Raw genomic sequence first — 16,376 nt, 5'->3', positions numbered from 1 at the left:
TTGCCTTGCTGCTCGCACCGCCGGGCGCGGCGGCGCGTCAGGCCACCAGGTCCACCAGGCCGCGTTCGCGGCCGCCCGGGCGTGCGGTGGCCGCGGGCAGGGCAGCGGGCTGGCGCTCGTCGCCGGCGCCGCGGGCGCGCAGCGGCGCGTCCGGGTGCGTGCCGGCCTGGCCCTGGCGCGGGCCGGCGCCGTCGTGCACGCCGCCGCCGGCCAGGCGCAGCCCGCTGTCGTCGAGCGCGGCCGCCAGCACCGGCAGGCTGGCTTCCAGGGCCTGCCGCGTGGCGGCCATGTCGGCGCGGAAGTCGATGCGCGCGTCGCGCCCGTCGATCACGATCTGCACGTTCACCGGGCCCATCTCGGCCGGGTTCAGGCTCAGGCGCGCCTCCTGCACGCCTTCGCGGACCAGCCAGCGCACCTGCGTGGCCAGGGCCGGCGCGAACGCCGCGCTGTCCAGCGGGGCGGCCACGTGGGTCTGCGCGGTGCGCGTGGGCTCGCTGGCGGCCGCCACCGGCACCGCGGGTTGCGCGGCGGCGGCGGTCCAGGCCGGCAGGGCCGGCATCTCGGTGGGCGGGCGTGCGGCGCCCGCCGTGCGGCCGGCGGCGGGGTCGGCCGCGGCCTGCAGGGCCTGCGCGAATTCCGCCGACGGCGCCGCACCCGGCTTGCTGGGCGTTGCGCCGGCGTCCGGCGCCGCCAGGGCGGCCGTGCCCGCCGCGACCGCGCGGCGCGCGGCGGCGCGCAGGTCGGCGTCGGGCGGTACGAAGGTGCCCACCACGTCCGGCGCGGTGTCGGTTGGCGTCGGCGCGTCGGTGGCGAGGGCGGCGTCGCCGGCACGCGCCGCGGCGTCCGGGACCCCGGCGCCGGTGGCCGCGGTGGCGGGGGCCACCGCGACCGCCGTGTCGCGCGGCAGGGCCGGCCAGCCAGGCAGCAGGGTGTCGATGCCGCGGGGCTCGGCCTCGTCGGCCGGCTTCGCGGCGGCGGTTGCGTCGGCTTCAGCCACGGCTTTCGCGTTCGGCGGCGACAAGGCGGGTGCGGCGTCCTTGAGGGGCCGCCCGGCGTCGGCGCGCGGGTCGCCGTGGCCCACGCGCCGCGGTCCGCGCGCGCGGGAGCCCCGCTGCGCGTCGGTCGCTTCGGTCGTCTCGGCCGTGTCGGGGGCGGTTGCGGCCTCGGTGGCGTCGTCATCGGCACGGCCGCCGCCGGGTGCCGCAGCGGCGTCGTCGCGGCGTGCCACGCTCTCGTCGCGCCCTCGGGCTCGGACGGGCTCGCCGGATGCGCGCGCGCCCGGGGCGGGCGGCGCCGCAGGGTCGCGGTCCACCGCGCGGTCGAGGCAGCGCGAGAACGGTTCGTCGGCGCCTTCGCGGCCGCAGCCGGCGCTGCCCTGGGGCACAGGCATCGGGGTGGCGCCGGGCAGCGCGGTCGGGGTGGCCAGGGCGTTCATCACGGTGGGGTTCCTTCCAGGGTGGCTCGGCGCGCGGCGTGGCGCTGGGCCAGTTCGTCGGTGGCGATCTGCTCGCGGCGCTCGGCGCCGCGACGGGCTTCCTGCTGGCGGCGCTCGATCAGCTTGCGCACGGAGGCCACGCGCAGCTCGTGCGCGGCCAGCGTGTCGCCGGCGCGCGCCAGCGCCTGCTCGGTCACGTCCACCGCATGCGCCTGCTGCGCGATCGCCAGTTCCAGCCGCTCGGCGAACTGCTGGTAGCAGCGCACGATGTCGGGCGCGGCCGCGCGGCTGCGGAACTGCTGGCTCCAGCGGTGCTGGTAGTCGCTGCGGTAGGTGTCGAGGTCGCGCGCCTGGTCGCGTGCGCTGTCGCGCCGTGCACGGGCCTGGTTGAAGGCGGCCAGGGCCACGTTGCGCTGCGACTCGGCCTGTTCGAGCAGGGTGATCAGGGTCTGCATGGGGTGCGGGGAGTCAGGCGATGCTCATGGCGAGCTGGTCGCGGCTGGCGTCGAGCGTGGCGCGGTCGTGCATGTCCTGCTGCAGCAGCGCCAGCAGGCGCGGCTGGGCGCGGATCGCGGCGTCGAGGTCGGCGTCGTGGCCGGGCGCGTAGGCGCCGAGCTGGATCAGGTCGCGCGCCTTGGTCAGCCGGGCGAGCATGGCGCGCGCGCGGCGGGCCTGCTGCAGGTGCTCACGCCCGGTCACGTTGGCCATCACGCGCGACACCGACTTCTCCACGTCGATGGCCGGATAGTGGCCGGCCTCGGCCAGCTCGCGGCTGAGCACGATGTGGCCGTCGAGGATGCCTCGCGCCGCGTCGGCGATCGGGTCCTGCTGGTCGTCGCCTTCGCTGAGCACGGTGTAGAACGCGGTGATCGAGCCGCAGCCCTCGCGGCCGTTGCCGCTGCGTTCCACCAGCTGCGGCAGCTTGGCGAAGCAGCTCGGCGGATAGCCCTTGGTGGCCGGCGGCTCGCCGATGGCCAGCGCGATCTCGCGCTGCGCCATCGCATAGCGCGTTAGCGAGTCCATCAGCAGCAGCACGTGCAGGCCGCGGTCGCGGTAGTGCTCGGCGATCGCCGTGGCGTAGTGCGCGCCCTGCATGCGCACCAGCGGCGGCGCGTCGGCCGGCGCGGCCACCACGACGCTGCGCGCCAGGCCCTCGGCCTCGAGGATGTCCTCGATGAATTCCTTGACTTCACGGCCGCGCTCGCCGATCAGACCGACCACGATCACGTCGGCCGCGGTGTAGCGCGCCATCATGCCCAGCAGCACCGACTTGCCCACGCCGGTGCCGGCGAACAGGCCGATGCGCTGGCCGCGGCCCACGGTGAGCATGGCGTTGATGGCGCGCACGCCGGTGTCCAGCGGCTGGCGCACCGGGTCGCGGTCCATCGCGTTGATCGGGCGGCGCAGCATCGGCTCCGGGTGCACGTCGGCGATCGGGCCGCGGCGGTCCATCGGCTGGCCGTGCGGGTCCACCACGCGGCCGAGCAGGCCGTCGCCCACGGGCAGGTGCAGGCCGCGGTCCTCGCGCCGGCGCCACAGGTGGTTCACCGCGCCCAGGCGCGGCGGGGCCAGCGGCGCGGGACGCGGCAGCACGCGCGATCCCGAGGCCAGGCCGTGCACCTCGCCGGTGGGCATCAGGTAGGCGCGGTCGCCATGGAAGCCCACCACCTCGGCCAGCACCGGCTCCTGGCCCGCGGTGGCCACCTCGCACACGGCGCCCACGGGCGCGCGCACGCCGGCGGCTTCGAGCACGAGCCCGGTGACGCGCACCAGCGAGCCCTCGGTCTCCAGAGGCAGCGGGGTCTCGGCGAAGGTCTGCAGGTCGTGCAGGTAGCGCGACCAGATCTGGGCGCGCGGTTCGCGGCGCGGCGCGGCGTCGGTCATGGCGCGGGGTCGTCCAGCGGCAGGGTCTGGCCGAGCGAGGCCGCGGCCTGGGCCCAGCGCGACTCGATGCCGGCGTCGATGCGGCCGAGGTCGGACTCGACGCGGCAGCCGCCGCGCGACACCGTCGGGTCGGCGATCAGCCGCGCGCCACGGGCCGCCAGCACCTCGCCGGCGCCGTCGGCCACCAGCGACAGGTCCTGCGGATTCACGTGCAGACGGATGTGCCGCGCCGACAGCAGCACGGCTTCGACCGCCTGCGCCGCCACGGCCGCCACCTGCGCCGGGTTGGCCACCAATTCGCTGCGCACCACCTGGCGCGCCAGCGCGGTGGCGGTGCGCGCGACGGTGTCGGCGATCTGCGATTCCAGCGCGGCGAACTCGGCGTCGAACGAAGCGACCAGCGCCCCGATCTGCGACGTCACCTGCTGCGCGAAGCTCTGCTTGAAGCTTTCCAGTGCCACCAGCCCGTCGCGGTAGCCGTCCTGGTAGCCGGCCTGCCGCGCCGCCTGCAGCGCGGCCTGATGGTCCGCCCCCTGCTGCGCCTGCTCGGCCTGCGTCGGCACCCCGGTGCCGCGCACCTTGGTGTCGCCGAAGGCGTCCGGCTTCCACGCCGAGAACCCCTCCAGCTCCTCGCGCGGAATGAACCGCGAATAGGGATGGGTCGTTGTGCTGTCCATCACCTAGCCACCAGCGCCGCAGGCGAAGCCCAGCCAGCGAGACGGGACCGGCTCCGCCGGCCCGTGAGCGCAACCCAGCAGACGCCGCGGATCCGGCTCCGCCGGTCCGCCGGCGTCGCCCCCCTGGGGGGGAGCCGCGAAGCGGCAACGGGGGGGTCAAACGAACTCATCGTCCCCTCCGCCCCCGAGGACGATCTGCCCTTCGTCGGCCAGGCGCCGCACGATCTTGAGCATCTCCTTCTGCTCGGCCTCCACCTCGGACAGGCGCACCGGCCCGCGCGACTCGAGGTCCTCGCGCAGCGTCTCGGCGGCGCGGGTGGACATGTTGCGGAAGATCTTCTCGCGCAGTTCCGGCGTGGCGCCCTTGAGCGCGACCACCAGCGATTCGCTCTGCACTTCCTTCATCAGCGCCTGGATGCCCTTGTCGTCGAGCTTGTCCAGGTCGTCGAAGGTGAACATGTTGTCCTGGATCTTCTGCGCCAGCTCGTTGTCCGCCTCGCGGATGAAGTCGAGCACGGCGGTCTCGACCGAGCTGCCCAGCAGGTTGATGATCTCGGCGGCCGTCTTCACGCCACCCAGCGACGCCTTGCGCAGCCGGTCGCCGCCGGCCAGCACGCGCGACAGCACCTCGTTGAGGTCCTTCAGCGCCGACGGCTGGATGCCGTCGAGCGTGGCGATGCGGATCAGCACCTCGTTGCGTTGGCGTTCGCCGAAGCACTTGAGGATCGTGCTGGCCTGGTCGTGGTCCAGGTGCACCAGGATCGCCGAGACGATCTGCGGATGCTCGTTGCGCAGCAGCTCGGCCACCGAGCCCGGGTCCATCCACTTCAGGCTCTCGATGCCCGACACGTCGCTGCCCTGCAGGATGCGGTCGATCAGCAGGTTGGCCTTGTCCTCGCCGAGCGCGCGCTTGAGGACGCTCTTGACGTACTCGTCGGTGTCGGCCACCAGGATGCTCTGCTCGGCGGCCACGGCCGTGAACCGGTCGAGCACGGTCTCGACCTTCTCGCGCGGGATCGCCTTCATGCGCGCGATGGTCTCGCCCAGGCGCTGCACTTCCTTGGGCTCGAGGTGCTTGAACACCTCGCCGGCTTCCTCCTCGCCGAGCGACATCAGCAGGATGGCGGCGTCCTCGATGCCCTGGTCGTCCATGCCGCTCATCGGTCAGCTCCCAGGTTTGCGAAGTGAGCGTGGGGGCGACTCACGCCGCCTCTCCCTTGACCCAGCCGCGCACGATGTTGGCTACCGCCGCCGGGTTCTCCTTGGCGATGGCGCGCGCACCGGCCAGGCGCTCGTCGTTGCGGGGCGCCTCCAGCATCGGAGGCGTGGCGCCGGGCAGGGCCACCGGCTCGTCGGCGACCACGTTGACGCTGCTGCCGGCGGCCGCACCGGTGGGCGCGGCCACCTCGGTCGCGGCCTTGAGCGCCGGCTTGACCAGGCCGAACAGGATCATCAGGGCCACCAGCACCAGCGCGGTGGGCGTGGCGGCGGTGCGCAGCAGGTCCATCACCCAGTCCTGCTGCCAGATCGGCACGTCGGCCGGCTTGGGCATCGCGTCCACCTTGAACGGCGCGTTGATCAGCTTGACCGAGTCGCCGCGCTCCTTGTTGAAGCCGATCGCCTCCTGCACCAGGGCCGTGAGCTTCTCCACCTCGTCGGCCGACAGCGGCGTGCTGGTGGTCTTGCCGTTGGGCGCGGTGTTGACGCGATGGTTCACCACCACCGCCGCGTTCAGGCGCTTGACGTTGCCGGTGGAATTGCGCGTCACGCGCACGGTCTTGTCGAGTTCATAGTTGGTCACCGCGTCGCGGCGCGAGCTGCCGCCAGCCGTGCCGCCGGCACCGGCCTGCAGCGGGGCCGAGGCGCCGTTGACCGGCGCGGTGGCCGGCACCGGCGGTTGGTTCGACGCCGCGCCCGGCACGCCCGAGGGCACGCCCTGCGCACCCGCGCCGGACTCGCTGACCTGCTGGCTGCGCACCGCGGCCGGTTCGCTGCCCTGGTTGGGCCGGAACTGCTCGGACGTGGACTCGCTCTGCGAGAAGTCGACCTCGGCGGCGATGGTGGCGCGCAGGTTGTCGCGGCCGACGATCGGCTCCAGGATGTCGACCACGCGCTTGTGATAGCTCTGCTCAACCTGCTGCACGTACTGCAACTGCTGCGCGTCCAGGCCCTGGCCCGACGCGCCCTCGGACGGGCCCGACAGCAGCGAGCCGCTCTGGTCGATCACGCTCACCGCCTTGGGCGTGAGCTCGGGCACCGACGACGACACCAGGTGCACGATGCCGGCGATCTGGGTGCGGTCGAGCGCGCGGCCCGGGTGCAGGGTCACCAGCACCGACGCCGAGGGCTTCTGCTGCTCGCGGAAGAAGCCGTTGTTCTGCGGCAGCGCCAGGTGCACGCGCGCGGCCTGCACCGCGCCGAGCGCGAGGATCGAGCGCGTCAGCTCGCCTTCGAGGCCGCGCTGGAACGTGAGCCGCTCCTGGAACTGGGTCTGGCCGAAGCGGGCGCTGTCCATCAGTTCGAAGCCCACCACGCTGCCCTTGGGCAGTCCGGCCGACGCGAGCTTCAGGCGCGCGTCGTGGACCTGGCCCGACGGCACCAGGATCGCGTTGCCGCCGTCCGCATGCCGGTAGGGAATGTTCATCTGCGACAGCTGGGCGATGATTGCGCCGCCGTCCTTCTCGGACAGGTTGGCGTACAGCACCTTGTAATCGCCGCGCGAGCTCCACATCGACAGGGCGGCCAGCACGGCCACGAGGCCGGCCACGCCCAGGCCGAGCTTGAACTTCGCGGCGGCGGGCATCGCGGCCAGGCGCGACACGGCGCCGTCGGCGGGCGCGGCGTTGGGAAGGGCGGTGGTGGCGACGGCGTTGTCCATGGGTTGGGGGGGTCTGCTTCGGGGGCCATTGTTCGGCGCGAGCGGGCCGATCTATAGCCAGAACAGTCGGCCAAACGCTGGCCTGTTCGACGCTCCGTGGCGCCGCGTCGCGCCCTACAGTGGCGGCAAGCTCGGCGGCCCAGGCCAACCGAACGTGACGGGCTTCACGCCCGACAGCGCAACCACAGGACGGACACCATGGAACCGATCCGGTCCCTCAAGCCCTTCGACTTCGCGCAGGCCGTGGCGCGTGCCGGCCTCGGCACCGACGGCCGGCCCGCGGCCGGCACCGGCGCGGCCGCCGCCGTGGAAGGCAGCTTCGCCAGCGCGATGACACAGGCACTCAAGTCGGTCAGCGCGCAGCAGATGGAATCGCAGCGAATGCAGCGCGAGCTGCAGATGGACAACCCGAACGTCAGCCTGGAGCAGACGATGGTCACCATGCAGAAGGCGCAGATCGGCTTCCAGGCCGCGCTGACGGTGCGCAACCAGCTGGTGCGCGCCTATACCGACATCATGAACATGAATGTATGAGGCCCCCCCCCGTTGCCGCTTCGCGGCTCCCCCGGGACCCGTCAGGGTCCCCTTCGTGGACCAGGGGGGCACGCCTACGGGCCGGCCAAGCCGGCCCGTGGCGTTTGCGGGGGCGCGCTCGCTGGGGTGATGCGCTGGCGCGATTCGGTTCCGCCGTGGTCGTCGACGCATTGGCCCGGGGGGGCGTTTGCACGCGCATCGCGTCGGACCCGAACCTGTCGTGACCTACTCCGTCGCCCTGGTGGTCATCGCGCGCGACGAGGCGGCGCGGATCTCGCGGCTGCTGGCGAGCGTGCGGCCGTTCGTGGACCGCATGCTGGTGCTCGACACCGGGTCGGTGGACGGCACGGTGGCGATCGCGCGGGCGGCGGGGGCGGATGTGGCGCACTTTGCCTGGTGCGACGACTTCGCGGCGGCGCGCAATGCGGCGCTGGACGCGGCGGCGGCGGACTGGCACGTGGTGCTGGACGCGGACGAGTGGCTGGCCGACGGCGCGCAGGCGATCGCGGCCCTGCGCGGGCAGGCGCCGGACTTCGTCGGCACGCTGGAGGTGCGGTCGGACTTCGACGACCCGGCTTCGGGTGACGGCGCGGTGCAGGCCTCGCGCGGGCGGCTGTCGCGCGTGCTGCCGGGCCGCGTGCGCTATGCCGGCCGGGTGCACGAGCAGCCCCAGCATGCGCTGCCTTTGCGCGCGCTGCCGGTGGTGGTGGGGCACGACGGCTACCGCGCCGACGCGCTGGCGCGCAAGCGCGGTCGCAACCGGGCGCTGCTCGAAGCCGAGCTGCGCGACCGGCCCGACGATGCCTATGCCTGGTACCAGCTCGGCAAGGACGCGGCGGTGTACGACGACCACGAGCGCGCCGAGCAGGGCTTCGCGCGCGCGCTGGCGCTGTGCCGCGGCGACGAACCCTGGCGGCACGACCTCGTCGCGCGGCGCCTGTTCACGCTCAAGCGCCTGAAGCGCCATGACGAGGGTCTGGCCCTGGCCGGCGACGAGCTGTCGGCCAACGAGGTGTCGCCCGACTACTTCTTCGCCGTCGGCGATCTGCTGCTGGACATGGCGGCCGACCGTCCGCAGCATGCCGCCGAGCTGCTGCCAATGATCGAGCAGGCATGGCGCCGCTGCCTGGCCCTGGGCGAGCGGCCCGAGCTCGAAGGCGCGGTCGCCGGCCGCGGCAGCCACCTGGCCGCGCACAACCTGGCGCTGCTGCTGGACGGCACCGGCCGCAGCGCCGAGGCGCGCACGCTGCGCACCCGGGCCGCCGAGGCGGCCTGAATCGACGCACCGGCCGCCGTGGCCGCCTGAACTGGCCGGCAAGGCCCGCCCTGTTCGCACCATCGCCGCGCACGGCGCTGCCTAGCATGGGCCGATGCACACGTCCGTCTCGCTGCCGCCTGTCCACATCGCCCTGATGCAGCCGCTGGGTCACCTGCCGGCGCTGGGTCTCGTCGATCCCGCGCGCTACCTGCGCCACCAGCTGCGGCGCTTCGGCACCGACGTGACGCTGGCCAAGAACCGGCTGCGCGCCGACGCGCTGAACATCGTGCTCGGCGCGCACCTGGGCTTCGCGCCCGACTGGGCGCAGCGTCACGCCTGCGTCTTCTTCAACCTGGAGCAGCTCGGCGACGGCGGCGCCACGCTCGACGCGGACTACCTGGCGCTGCTGCGCCGCTCGGCCGTGGCCGACTACGACCCGGCCAACGTGGCGGCCTACCTGGCAGCCGGCGGCGATGCCGCCGACGTGCCGGTGGTGCCGCTGCTGCATGCACCGTATCTCGAGCGCACCGACACGCTGCCGCTGCGCGAGCGGCCGATCGACCTGCTGTTCTACGGCACGATGAACGAGCGCCGCCGCCAGTTCCTCGACCGCGTGGAAGCCTGCGGCCTGCAGGTGGCCACCTTCGACCACCCGGTGTACGGCGAGGAGCGCGACGCCTTCGTGCGCCAGGCCAAAGCGGTGCTCAACTGCCACTATTACGCGAGCAGCCGCTTCGAGCAGGCGCGCGTGTCGCACTGCCTGTCGCTGGGCACGCCGGTGATCGCCGAGCGCCGCGGCACGGGCGCGCCGCACACCGCGTTCGACGACGCGGTGTTCTGGCTCGACGACGGCCCCGGCTTCGAGCGCTTCTTCCGCGAGCGGTTCGGCACCGACGCCTTCTTCGCCGACGCCGACGCGCGCCTGGCGCGCTGGCGGACGCACGACCCGGTGGACGCCTATGCCGGCCTGATGGCCTTCGGCGCGGGCGTGTACCACGTGCATGCGCAGCGACAGGGCCGCGAAGCCTGGCGCCCGACGTTCGTGAACCTGGGCTCGGGCAAGGACTACAAGCCCGGCTGGCTCAACGTGGACGTGCTCGACCGTGCCGAGCCCGACCTGGTGCTCGACCTCGGCCAGCCCGTGGCCTGGCCGGTGCGCGCGCCGCTGCGCTTCGGCGGCGAGGTGGCGCTGGAGCCGGGCAGCGTGCAGGCGGTCTACGCCAACAACGTGCTGGAGCATGTGCCCGACCTGCCCACGCTGATGGGCAACGTGCTCGACCTGCTGGCCGAGGGCGGCCTGTTCGAGATCGAGGTGCCCTACGAGCGCGCGCTCACCGCGTGGCAGGACCCGACCCACGTGCGCGCGCTCAACGAAAAGAGCTGGCTCTACTACACCGAGTGGTTCTGGTACCTGGGCTGGTTCGAGCACCGCTTCGAGATCGCGGCCGCGGCCTGGCTCGACGGCCAGCTGCGCGACTGCGCGCAGGACGGCGCCGAGTTCATGCACGTGACGCTGAAGAAGGTGGCCACCACCGCGTACGAGCGGACCGTGGCGCGCGCGATGCGGCCGGACTTCGGCGGCCTGCCGGATGACCTGCCGGCCGACGCGACGCAGCCCCCAGTCCCTGGCGAGGTGCCGGTGCCGGCCACGGCCGTCGTCCCGGGCACGCTGCTCGTGCTCGACGAGCCGGCCGCGCTGGCGCCCGTTGCCAGCATCACGACCGGCATCGCCGCCGCCTCGCTGCCCTGCGCCGTTCGCGTGCTGGAAGTGTCGACGGATGGCATGTCGCTCGAATCCGCCTGGCGCGCTGTGCACGGAGCCGCCGTGGCGGCGTCGGGCTGGACGAGGGCCACTCCCGACGCGCTGCCCCCGGCACCGCCCGCCGAAGGCGCGTTCGACCTGATCGTGCTGCCCGGCCTGCTGGACGCCGTGCCCGATGCGGCGGCGCTGCTGGCCGCGCTGCGCCCGCTGGCCGCACCGACCGCGTCGCTGCACCTCGCCGCCGACAACCAGGCCACCTGGAACGCGCTCGAAGCCCTGCTCGAGGGCGACCAGGCCGAAGGCCCGATGACGCGCCGCCACACCGTGGCCACGCTGACGCGCACGCTGCTGGACGCCGGCTGGCTGCCGCAGGTGGCCGCGCACGAGGACACGCCTCATGCCCCGGCCGAGGCCTTCGCCGGCCCGGCGCTGGCGCTGGCCGCCGCGCACCAGGTGCCGCGGGCCACGTTGCAGCGCACGCTGTCGGTGGAGCGGTTCACGGTCCAGGCCGTGCCCGCCGCGGACCCGGTGCCGACGCGGCCGTCACGCACCGACGCGGCCTTCAGCGTGGTGGTGCCCACCACCCGCGACGGCCAGCTGCGACGCAACGTGCTCGCTTCGCCCGGCCTGGCCGAGGTGCAGGCCGGCATCGTGGCCTGCCGCGGCGCGGCCAGCCCGGCCGACGCGCTGGCGCAGGCGCTGCCGCACTGCCACGCCGACTGGGTGCTGATCGCGCACCAGGACGTGTACTTTCCGCGCGGCTTCGGCCACCGCCTCAATGCCCTGCTGGCGGAGGTGAAACCCGAGGACCGGCCGCGCACGCTGATCGGCTTTGCCGGCGTGGGCATCGACCGCGAGGGCGGCCGCACCGTGCCCGCGGGCCTGGTGATCGACCGCACCAGCCGCTTCGACCACCCGGCCAGCGACAGCGCGATGTCGATCGACGAGCTGGCGGTGGTGGTGTCGCGCGACACGCTGCACCGCATCGACCCCGCGCTCGGCTGGCACCTGTGGGCCACCGACCTGTGCCTGCAGGCGATCGGGCAGCACAAGGTGTTCGCGCGCATCGTGCGCGTGCCGCTGTTCCACCACTCCAGCAACGACTACACGCTGGGCGAGGCCTTCCACCGCAGCGCCTCGGTGCTGGCGGCCAAGCACGCCGGCTTCGGCCCGATCGTCACGCTGTGCGGCACGATCGACGCGCCGGGGCAGGCGGCCGCGGCCTAGCGGCGCCTTCCGGGCTCAGGCCACGGCCTGGGCCGCCACCGAGCGCGGCGCCCCTTCGCGCATCAGTGCCTCCAGCACCTGCCAGCGCGGCGCCACCTGGCGTTCCAGCGCGTACAGCTCGCGCGTGACGGCCTGCCCGGCGCGGGCCAGCGGGCCCACGCGGGCCGGCTCGGCCAGCAGCGACAACAGCGCACGTGCCACGTCGGGGCCTTCGGGCTCCACCAGCATCATCGACCCGCCGTCGACATAACCTGGGTTCTGCAGCAGCACGTCGCTGGCGACGATGGCCGCGCCGCACAGGGACGCCTCCACCGCGCTGCCGGTGGGGAAGCCGTCGAAGTTGCCGGCGTGCAGCACACCCGGCCGCGACAGCGACACCACCACGTCGATGCCGCACAGCAGCTGCTGCAGCGCGGCGGTCTCGAGCCGGCCGTGGAAGCGCACGCGCTCGCGCAGTGCCGGTTCGCCGGCGGGCAGGTCGTCGGGGCCGAAGCCGCCCACCACGTGCCAGCGCACCTGCGGCCGGTCGGCCAGCGCACGCAGGGCATCGACGAAGGCGGGCCAGCCCTTGTTGGCGCCGTCGGGCATGTACTTCTCGGCCACGAAGGCGATGTCCATCGCGGCCTTGCCTTCGCCGAACCAGGGCGCGTGCGGCGGCGCGTCCGGCGCGAAGTAGCGCTCGCTCGCCACGCCGCCGGGGATCAGCGTGCACGGCGGCAGCGGCAGGCCGTGCGCGGCGGCGAAGTCCTGCAGGTACAGCTGCGTGATCGGCTGCGTGGCGATCACGTGGCGCAGCAGCGGCGAGGCCAGCACGCGCTTCAGGCCGTTGTCCGAGAACGGCGCGCCGATGCCGAAACCGCCGCCGGGATAGAGCGTCAGTGCGAAGGGCAGGCCGTGGCGCTCGATCCAGGGCAGGAAGCGCAGTGCGTTGTTCAGGAAATTCAGGTAGGCCACCGTGCCCGGCACCGGCACCTGGGCGGTGTCGAAGGGCCGCACGCGCGGCGCCAGCCCGGGGTAAACCTCGGCGTAGCGCGCATGGCGCTCGTCGAACTGCTCCGCGCACGAGGCCACCTGCACCTGCGGCGACAGCGCCATCAGCGCGTTGTACTCGGCGACGCGGAAACCGGTGAGCAGCTCGGGGAAGAAGTCGTCCAGGATCAGCAGGCCGGGCGGCCGGGGTGGCACGGCTGCCAGTGCGGCGGCACCGCTGCGCGGCGGGCTCGCAGGTGCCGTGGTCGGGGTCGAGGTCGCCGTGGACGTCGCGGGGGCCGGGGTCGCCGGGCTGGCAGGCACGCGGGCCGCCGGTGCGGGCGCGGTCGCGAGGAACGGGTTGCGGTCGCCGCGACGCGTGTCGGCGTTGCTGTCCAGCAGCGCATGCCAGAGCGACGCGAAGTGGCGCGTGAACGCGTCCAGGTCGCCGGTGAGGCCGTCGCGCGCCAGCTCGAAGAAGGGGCGCAGGTCGGCGTCGTGCGCATACACGCCGAGGCAGCGGCGGATCGCCACCGCCACCGCCTGGCGCACCGCCTCGTCGTCGAGCGCGCCGTCCTGGCGCGCCTTGAGCGCGAACGACACCCACGCCAGGTGCGCCACCTTGAGCGACCGCGACTGCGTGTTGGCCGTGGTCTGACCGCCGTGCTGGCGAAAGCCGCCGAGCACCTCGCGCCACACCGCCAGCGGGCCGCAGTGCTGGGCCGCCAGCAGGGTGCCGATGTCGGGCAGGCCGAAGTACGACACGCCGTCGTCCGGCGGCAGCGGGAAGCAGCGCGCGGCGTTTGCCGACAGCACGATGTTCGACAGCTCGCCGAGCCAGTTCTCGCACGGTGCCACGGTGGAGCGCACCAGCGTGGCCGCGTCCACCATCACGCAGGGGTCGGCTGCGCCGGTGACGAAGCCGGGCAGCGGCAGCTCGCCGAGCGGGCGGCCGGCGGCGTCGATCAGTCGGCGCAGGCTGACGCTGGCGGCCAGGCCGGGATGGGCGTCGTGCAGCGCCACGTGGCGTTCGTAGAAGGCGGGCTCGACGACGTCGTCGTCCATCAGCAGGTGCACCAGCGGCGTGGTGCCGCCCCAGGCCTGCAGCACGCGTTCGTGGTTGCGCAGTGCGCTGCCGGCGCCGCGCAGCACCGTCAGGTGCAGGCCGGCGCTGTCGGCGTCGAAGTGCCCGCCGCGCAGCAGCGCGCTGATGCGCCGGCCGGGGCTGTCGTCGGCGACGACGACGTGGAAGTCGCGCCAGGTCTGCCGCTGCAGGCTGCGCAGCAGCGGCCCGAGGAAGTCGGGCTTGTAGGCCGGGATCAGCGTGGCCAGGCGGCTCACGTCGACACCGTGTCCTCGCAGGCGCGCGCCAGCGCCACGGCGCCGGGCTGCCCCCGCTGCGTGGCCTCGAGCGCGTCGCCCAGCCGCACCATCTGGTCCGAGCGCCAGGCCACGCGCCGTGCCGGCATGCCCGAGTACAGGCCGAAGGGCTCGCAGTCGCGCCGCACCAGCGACAGCGCGCCCATGCCGCTGCCCTCGTGCATGGTCACGCCGGGCAGGATGACCGAGCCGCAGCCCACGATGACGTGCCGCCCCAGCGTGACCGGGGCGCTCTCCACGCCGGTGAACTGCGCCGGCACGGTGGGGTTGGTCATGTGCTCGCCGGAGTAGTCGTCGCTGGAGCTGTAGATCGACACGCGCGACGACAGGCCGGCGTAGTCGTGCAGCTCGATGCGCGCGGCGCCGGCCAGCAGGCAGAACGCGGCGATGTGGACGTGGCGGCCGATGGCGATGCCGCCGGCGCCCGCGCTGATCACGCAGAAGTCGTCGATGCGGCAGTGGTCGCCCAGGCGGATGCGGGCGGCACCGTGCAGGGCAGCGCGCCGGGACAGCTTGACGCCCACTCCGCAGTGCTCCAGCCCGAGCTCGCGTAGCTCGGCGTCGGTATAGAAGGACATGCGTGGCTCCTCGGGACGGCGGCGTCGCGGACGAGGCCGCCGATGCGGTCCACGTCGTCCATGCCCAGCGCCGGGTAGATCGGCAGGCAGATCACCTGCTGCGCGATGCGCGTGGCCACCGGCAGGCGCGCCGGTGCCGCGCTGGGCAGACCCCGGTACATCGGGAACTGCGTGATCAGCGGGTGGAAGTAGCGCCGCCCGTGGATGCCGTGCGCCTTGAGCCGCTCGTACAGCGCGTCGCGCGTGAGCGGGAACTCGGGCCCCACCAGGATCGGAAAGTACGAGTGGTTGTTGCGCGCGCGCGGGTCCCGCGCCACGCAGCGGATGCCGGGCACGCCGGCCAGGGCGGCGCGGTAGCGCGCGTCGATGGCCGCGCGGCGCTCGATCAGCGCGTCGATCTCGCGCAGCTGCATCAGGCCGAGGGCGGCCTGGAACTCGTTCATCTTGCCGTTGATGCCCGGCGCCACCACGGTGACCTCGTCGACGAAGCCGAAGTTCTTTAGGTGGTCGATGCGCGTCTTGGCCTTGGCGTCGGGGCAGACGATGGCGCCGCCCTCGAAGGTGTTGAACACCTTGGTGGCGTGGAAGCTCAGCACCGACAGGTCGCCGTGGCGCAGCACGCTTCCGCCTGCGTCGCGCACGCCGAAGGCATGCGCCGCGTCGTAGATCAGTTTCAGGCCGTAGGTGTCGGCGATGCGCTGCAGCGCCGCGGTGTCGCACGGGCGGCCGTAGCAGTGCACCGGCAGGATCGCGGTGGTCTGCGGCGTGATGGCCGCCTCCACCTGCGCCGGGTCCAGGTTCAGCGTGTCGGGGTCGATGTCGACGAACACCGGCTTGATGCCGTTCCACAGCAGCGAGTGCGCGGTGGCGACGAAGGAGTACGGCGTGGTGATCACCTCGCCGGTGATGCGCAGCGCCTGCAGCGCCGTTACCAGCGCCACCGTGGCGTTGGCGAACAGCGCGATGTGGCCCACGCCCAGGTGCTCGGCCAGCACCGCTTCCAGGCGCTGGTGGAAGGGGCCGCCGTTGGTCAGCACCTTGCTGTCCCAGATCTCGCGCAGCAGCGGCACGAAGTCGTCCAGCGGCGGCAGGTGCGGCTGCGTGACGTAGATCGGCGGCGGGACGGTGTGCATGGCGCAATGGTCGGGCGACGCGAGTCGCGGGTGGCCTAGCTTGGCGCGGCGCGCGGCGGGCTAAAGGGCGATAAGGAGGGGAAAATCCGCCCATGCTCCGCTTTGCCGGCCCCGCCCTCCGCACGGACCGCCTCGTGCTGCGGCCGTTGACCGAGGCCGACGTGCCCGCCCTGTTCGCGATCCACGCCGATCCCCTTGCCATGCGCTACTGGAGCGCGCCGCTGTGGCAGGACGCCCAGCGCGGCCACGACATGGTGGCGCGCGACCTCGACCCGGCGCTGACCGACCACCTGCGCCTGGGCATCGAGCTGGCTCAGTCCGGCTCGCTGGTGGGTACCTGCACGCTGTTCGGCATCAGCGCGCAGTGCCGCCGCGCCGAGCTGGGGTACATGCTTTCATCCGCCGTGTGGGGCCGGGGACTGATGCACGAGGCGCTGCGCGGCTTCCTGGGCCATGCCTTCGCCGAGCTGGACCTCCTTCGCGTCGAGGCCGACACCGACCCGAGGAACGAGCGCTCGATGCGCCTGCTGGAGCGACTGGGCTTCGTCCGGGAGGGCTACTTCCGCGAGCGCTGGATCGTCGGCGACGAGGTGTCGGACTCGGCGATGTACGGTCTGCTGCGACGCGACTGGAACGCCGGCACGGCGTCGGTTTGAACAGG

Annotated in this window: 12 protein-coding genes and 1 pseudogene; 4 read left to right on the top strand and 9 right to left on the bottom strand. The window is 73.6% G+C overall.

Annotated features, from left to right (window positions below; genetic code table 11):
* Positions 1-37: 37 nt before the first annotated feature.
* The 6 genes from AC2EAQ_RS06520 to fliF form a co-directional block, all read right to left on the bottom strand.
* Positions 38-1,435 carry a flagellar hook-length control protein FliK gene (locus AC2EAQ_RS06520; protein WP_484641013.1) on the bottom strand — a complete coding sequence of 466 codons (1,398 nt, stop codon included), beginning with the start codon at positions 1,433-1,435 and terminating at the stop codon, positions 38-40.
* Entirely contained in the window at positions 1,435-1,890 is a 456-nt protein-coding gene (gene fliJ, locus AC2EAQ_RS06515) for a flagellar export protein FliJ (protein WP_484641012.1), read from the bottom strand. The genes AC2EAQ_RS06520 and fliJ overlap by 1 nt, the downstream gene beginning before the upstream one ends.
* 13 nt (positions 1,891-1,903) lie before the next feature.
* Complete coding sequence (fliI, locus tag AC2EAQ_RS06510; protein WP_484641011.1) at positions 1,904-3,319, bottom strand: flagellar protein export ATPase FliI; 1,416 nt, start codon at positions 3,317-3,319, stop codon at positions 1,904-1,906.
* A complete protein-coding gene (locus AC2EAQ_RS06505; RefSeq protein WP_484641010.1) occupies positions 3,316-3,996 on the bottom strand; it encodes a FliH/SctL family protein in 681 nt (226 codons plus the stop codon). The genes fliI and AC2EAQ_RS06505 overlap by 4 nt, the downstream gene beginning before the upstream one ends.
* A 156-nt stretch (positions 3,997-4,152) precedes the next feature.
* Positions 4,153-5,148 carry a flagellar motor switch protein FliG gene (gene fliG / locus AC2EAQ_RS06500; RefSeq protein WP_484641191.1) on the bottom strand — a complete coding sequence of 332 codons (996 nt, stop codon included), beginning with the start codon at positions 5,146-5,148 and terminating at the stop codon, positions 4,153-4,155.
* Between the two features lie 49 nt (positions 5,149-5,197).
* On the bottom strand, positions 5,198-6,874 hold the full coding sequence (gene fliF / locus AC2EAQ_RS06495) for a flagellar basal-body MS-ring/collar protein FliF (protein ID WP_484641009.1): 1,677 nt from the start codon (positions 6,872-6,874) through the stop codon (positions 5,198-5,200).
* A gap of 198 nt (positions 6,875-7,072) precedes the next feature.
* Between fliF and fliE the strand changes: the two genes are divergently transcribed.
* The 3 genes from fliE (at position 7,073) to AC2EAQ_RS06480 (ending at position 11,655) form a co-directional block, all read left to right on the top strand.
* Positions 7,073-7,408 (top strand): flagellar hook-basal body complex protein FliE, encoded by a 336-nt coding sequence (gene fliE / locus AC2EAQ_RS06490; RefSeq protein ID WP_484641008.1) that lies wholly within the window; start codon positions 7,073-7,075, stop codon positions 7,406-7,408.
* 220 nt (positions 7,409-7,628) lie between these two features.
* Entirely contained in the window at positions 7,629-8,684 is a 1,056-nt protein-coding gene (locus AC2EAQ_RS06485; protein WP_484641007.1) for a glycosyltransferase, read from the top strand.
* Between the two features lie 94 nt (positions 8,685-8,778).
* Entirely contained in the window at positions 8,779-11,655 is a 2,877-nt protein-coding gene (locus AC2EAQ_RS06480; protein WP_484641006.1) for a methyltransferase domain-containing protein, read from the top strand.
* Between the two features lie 15 nt (positions 11,656-11,670).
* Here AC2EAQ_RS06480 and AC2EAQ_RS06475 read toward each other — a convergent pair whose 3' ends face one another.
* The 3 genes and pseudogenes from AC2EAQ_RS06475 to AC2EAQ_RS06465 all read right to left on the bottom strand — a co-directional run.
* Positions 11,671-13,965 carry a glycosyltransferase gene (locus tag AC2EAQ_RS06475; protein ID WP_484641005.1) on the bottom strand — a complete coding sequence of 765 codons (2,295 nt, stop codon included), beginning with the start codon at positions 13,963-13,965 and terminating at the stop codon, positions 11,671-11,673.
* On the bottom strand, positions 13,962-14,528 hold the full coding sequence (locus AC2EAQ_RS06470) for an acyltransferase (protein WP_484641004.1): 567 nt from the start codon (positions 14,526-14,528) through the stop codon (positions 13,962-13,964). Before AC2EAQ_RS06470 ends, AC2EAQ_RS06475 begins: the two co-directional genes overlap by 4 nt.
* 74 nt (positions 14,529-14,602) lie before the next feature.
* A pseudogene (locus AC2EAQ_RS06465) lies at positions 14,603-15,715 on the bottom strand (DegT/DnrJ/EryC1/StrS family aminotransferase); the annotation flags it as partial.
* Between the two features lie 92 nt (positions 15,716-15,807).
* Between AC2EAQ_RS06465 and AC2EAQ_RS06460 the strand changes: the two are divergent.
* Positions 15,808-16,371, top strand: coding sequence for a GNAT family N-acetyltransferase (locus AC2EAQ_RS06460; protein ID WP_484641003.1), 564 nt, complete (start codon positions 15,808-15,810; stop codon positions 16,369-16,371).
* Positions 16,372-16,376 lie beyond the last annotated feature (5 nt).

This window comes from Aquabacterium sp. T101 (assembly GCF_057219775.1).
This window is presented reverse-complemented; position numbering and strand designations above follow the sequence as displayed.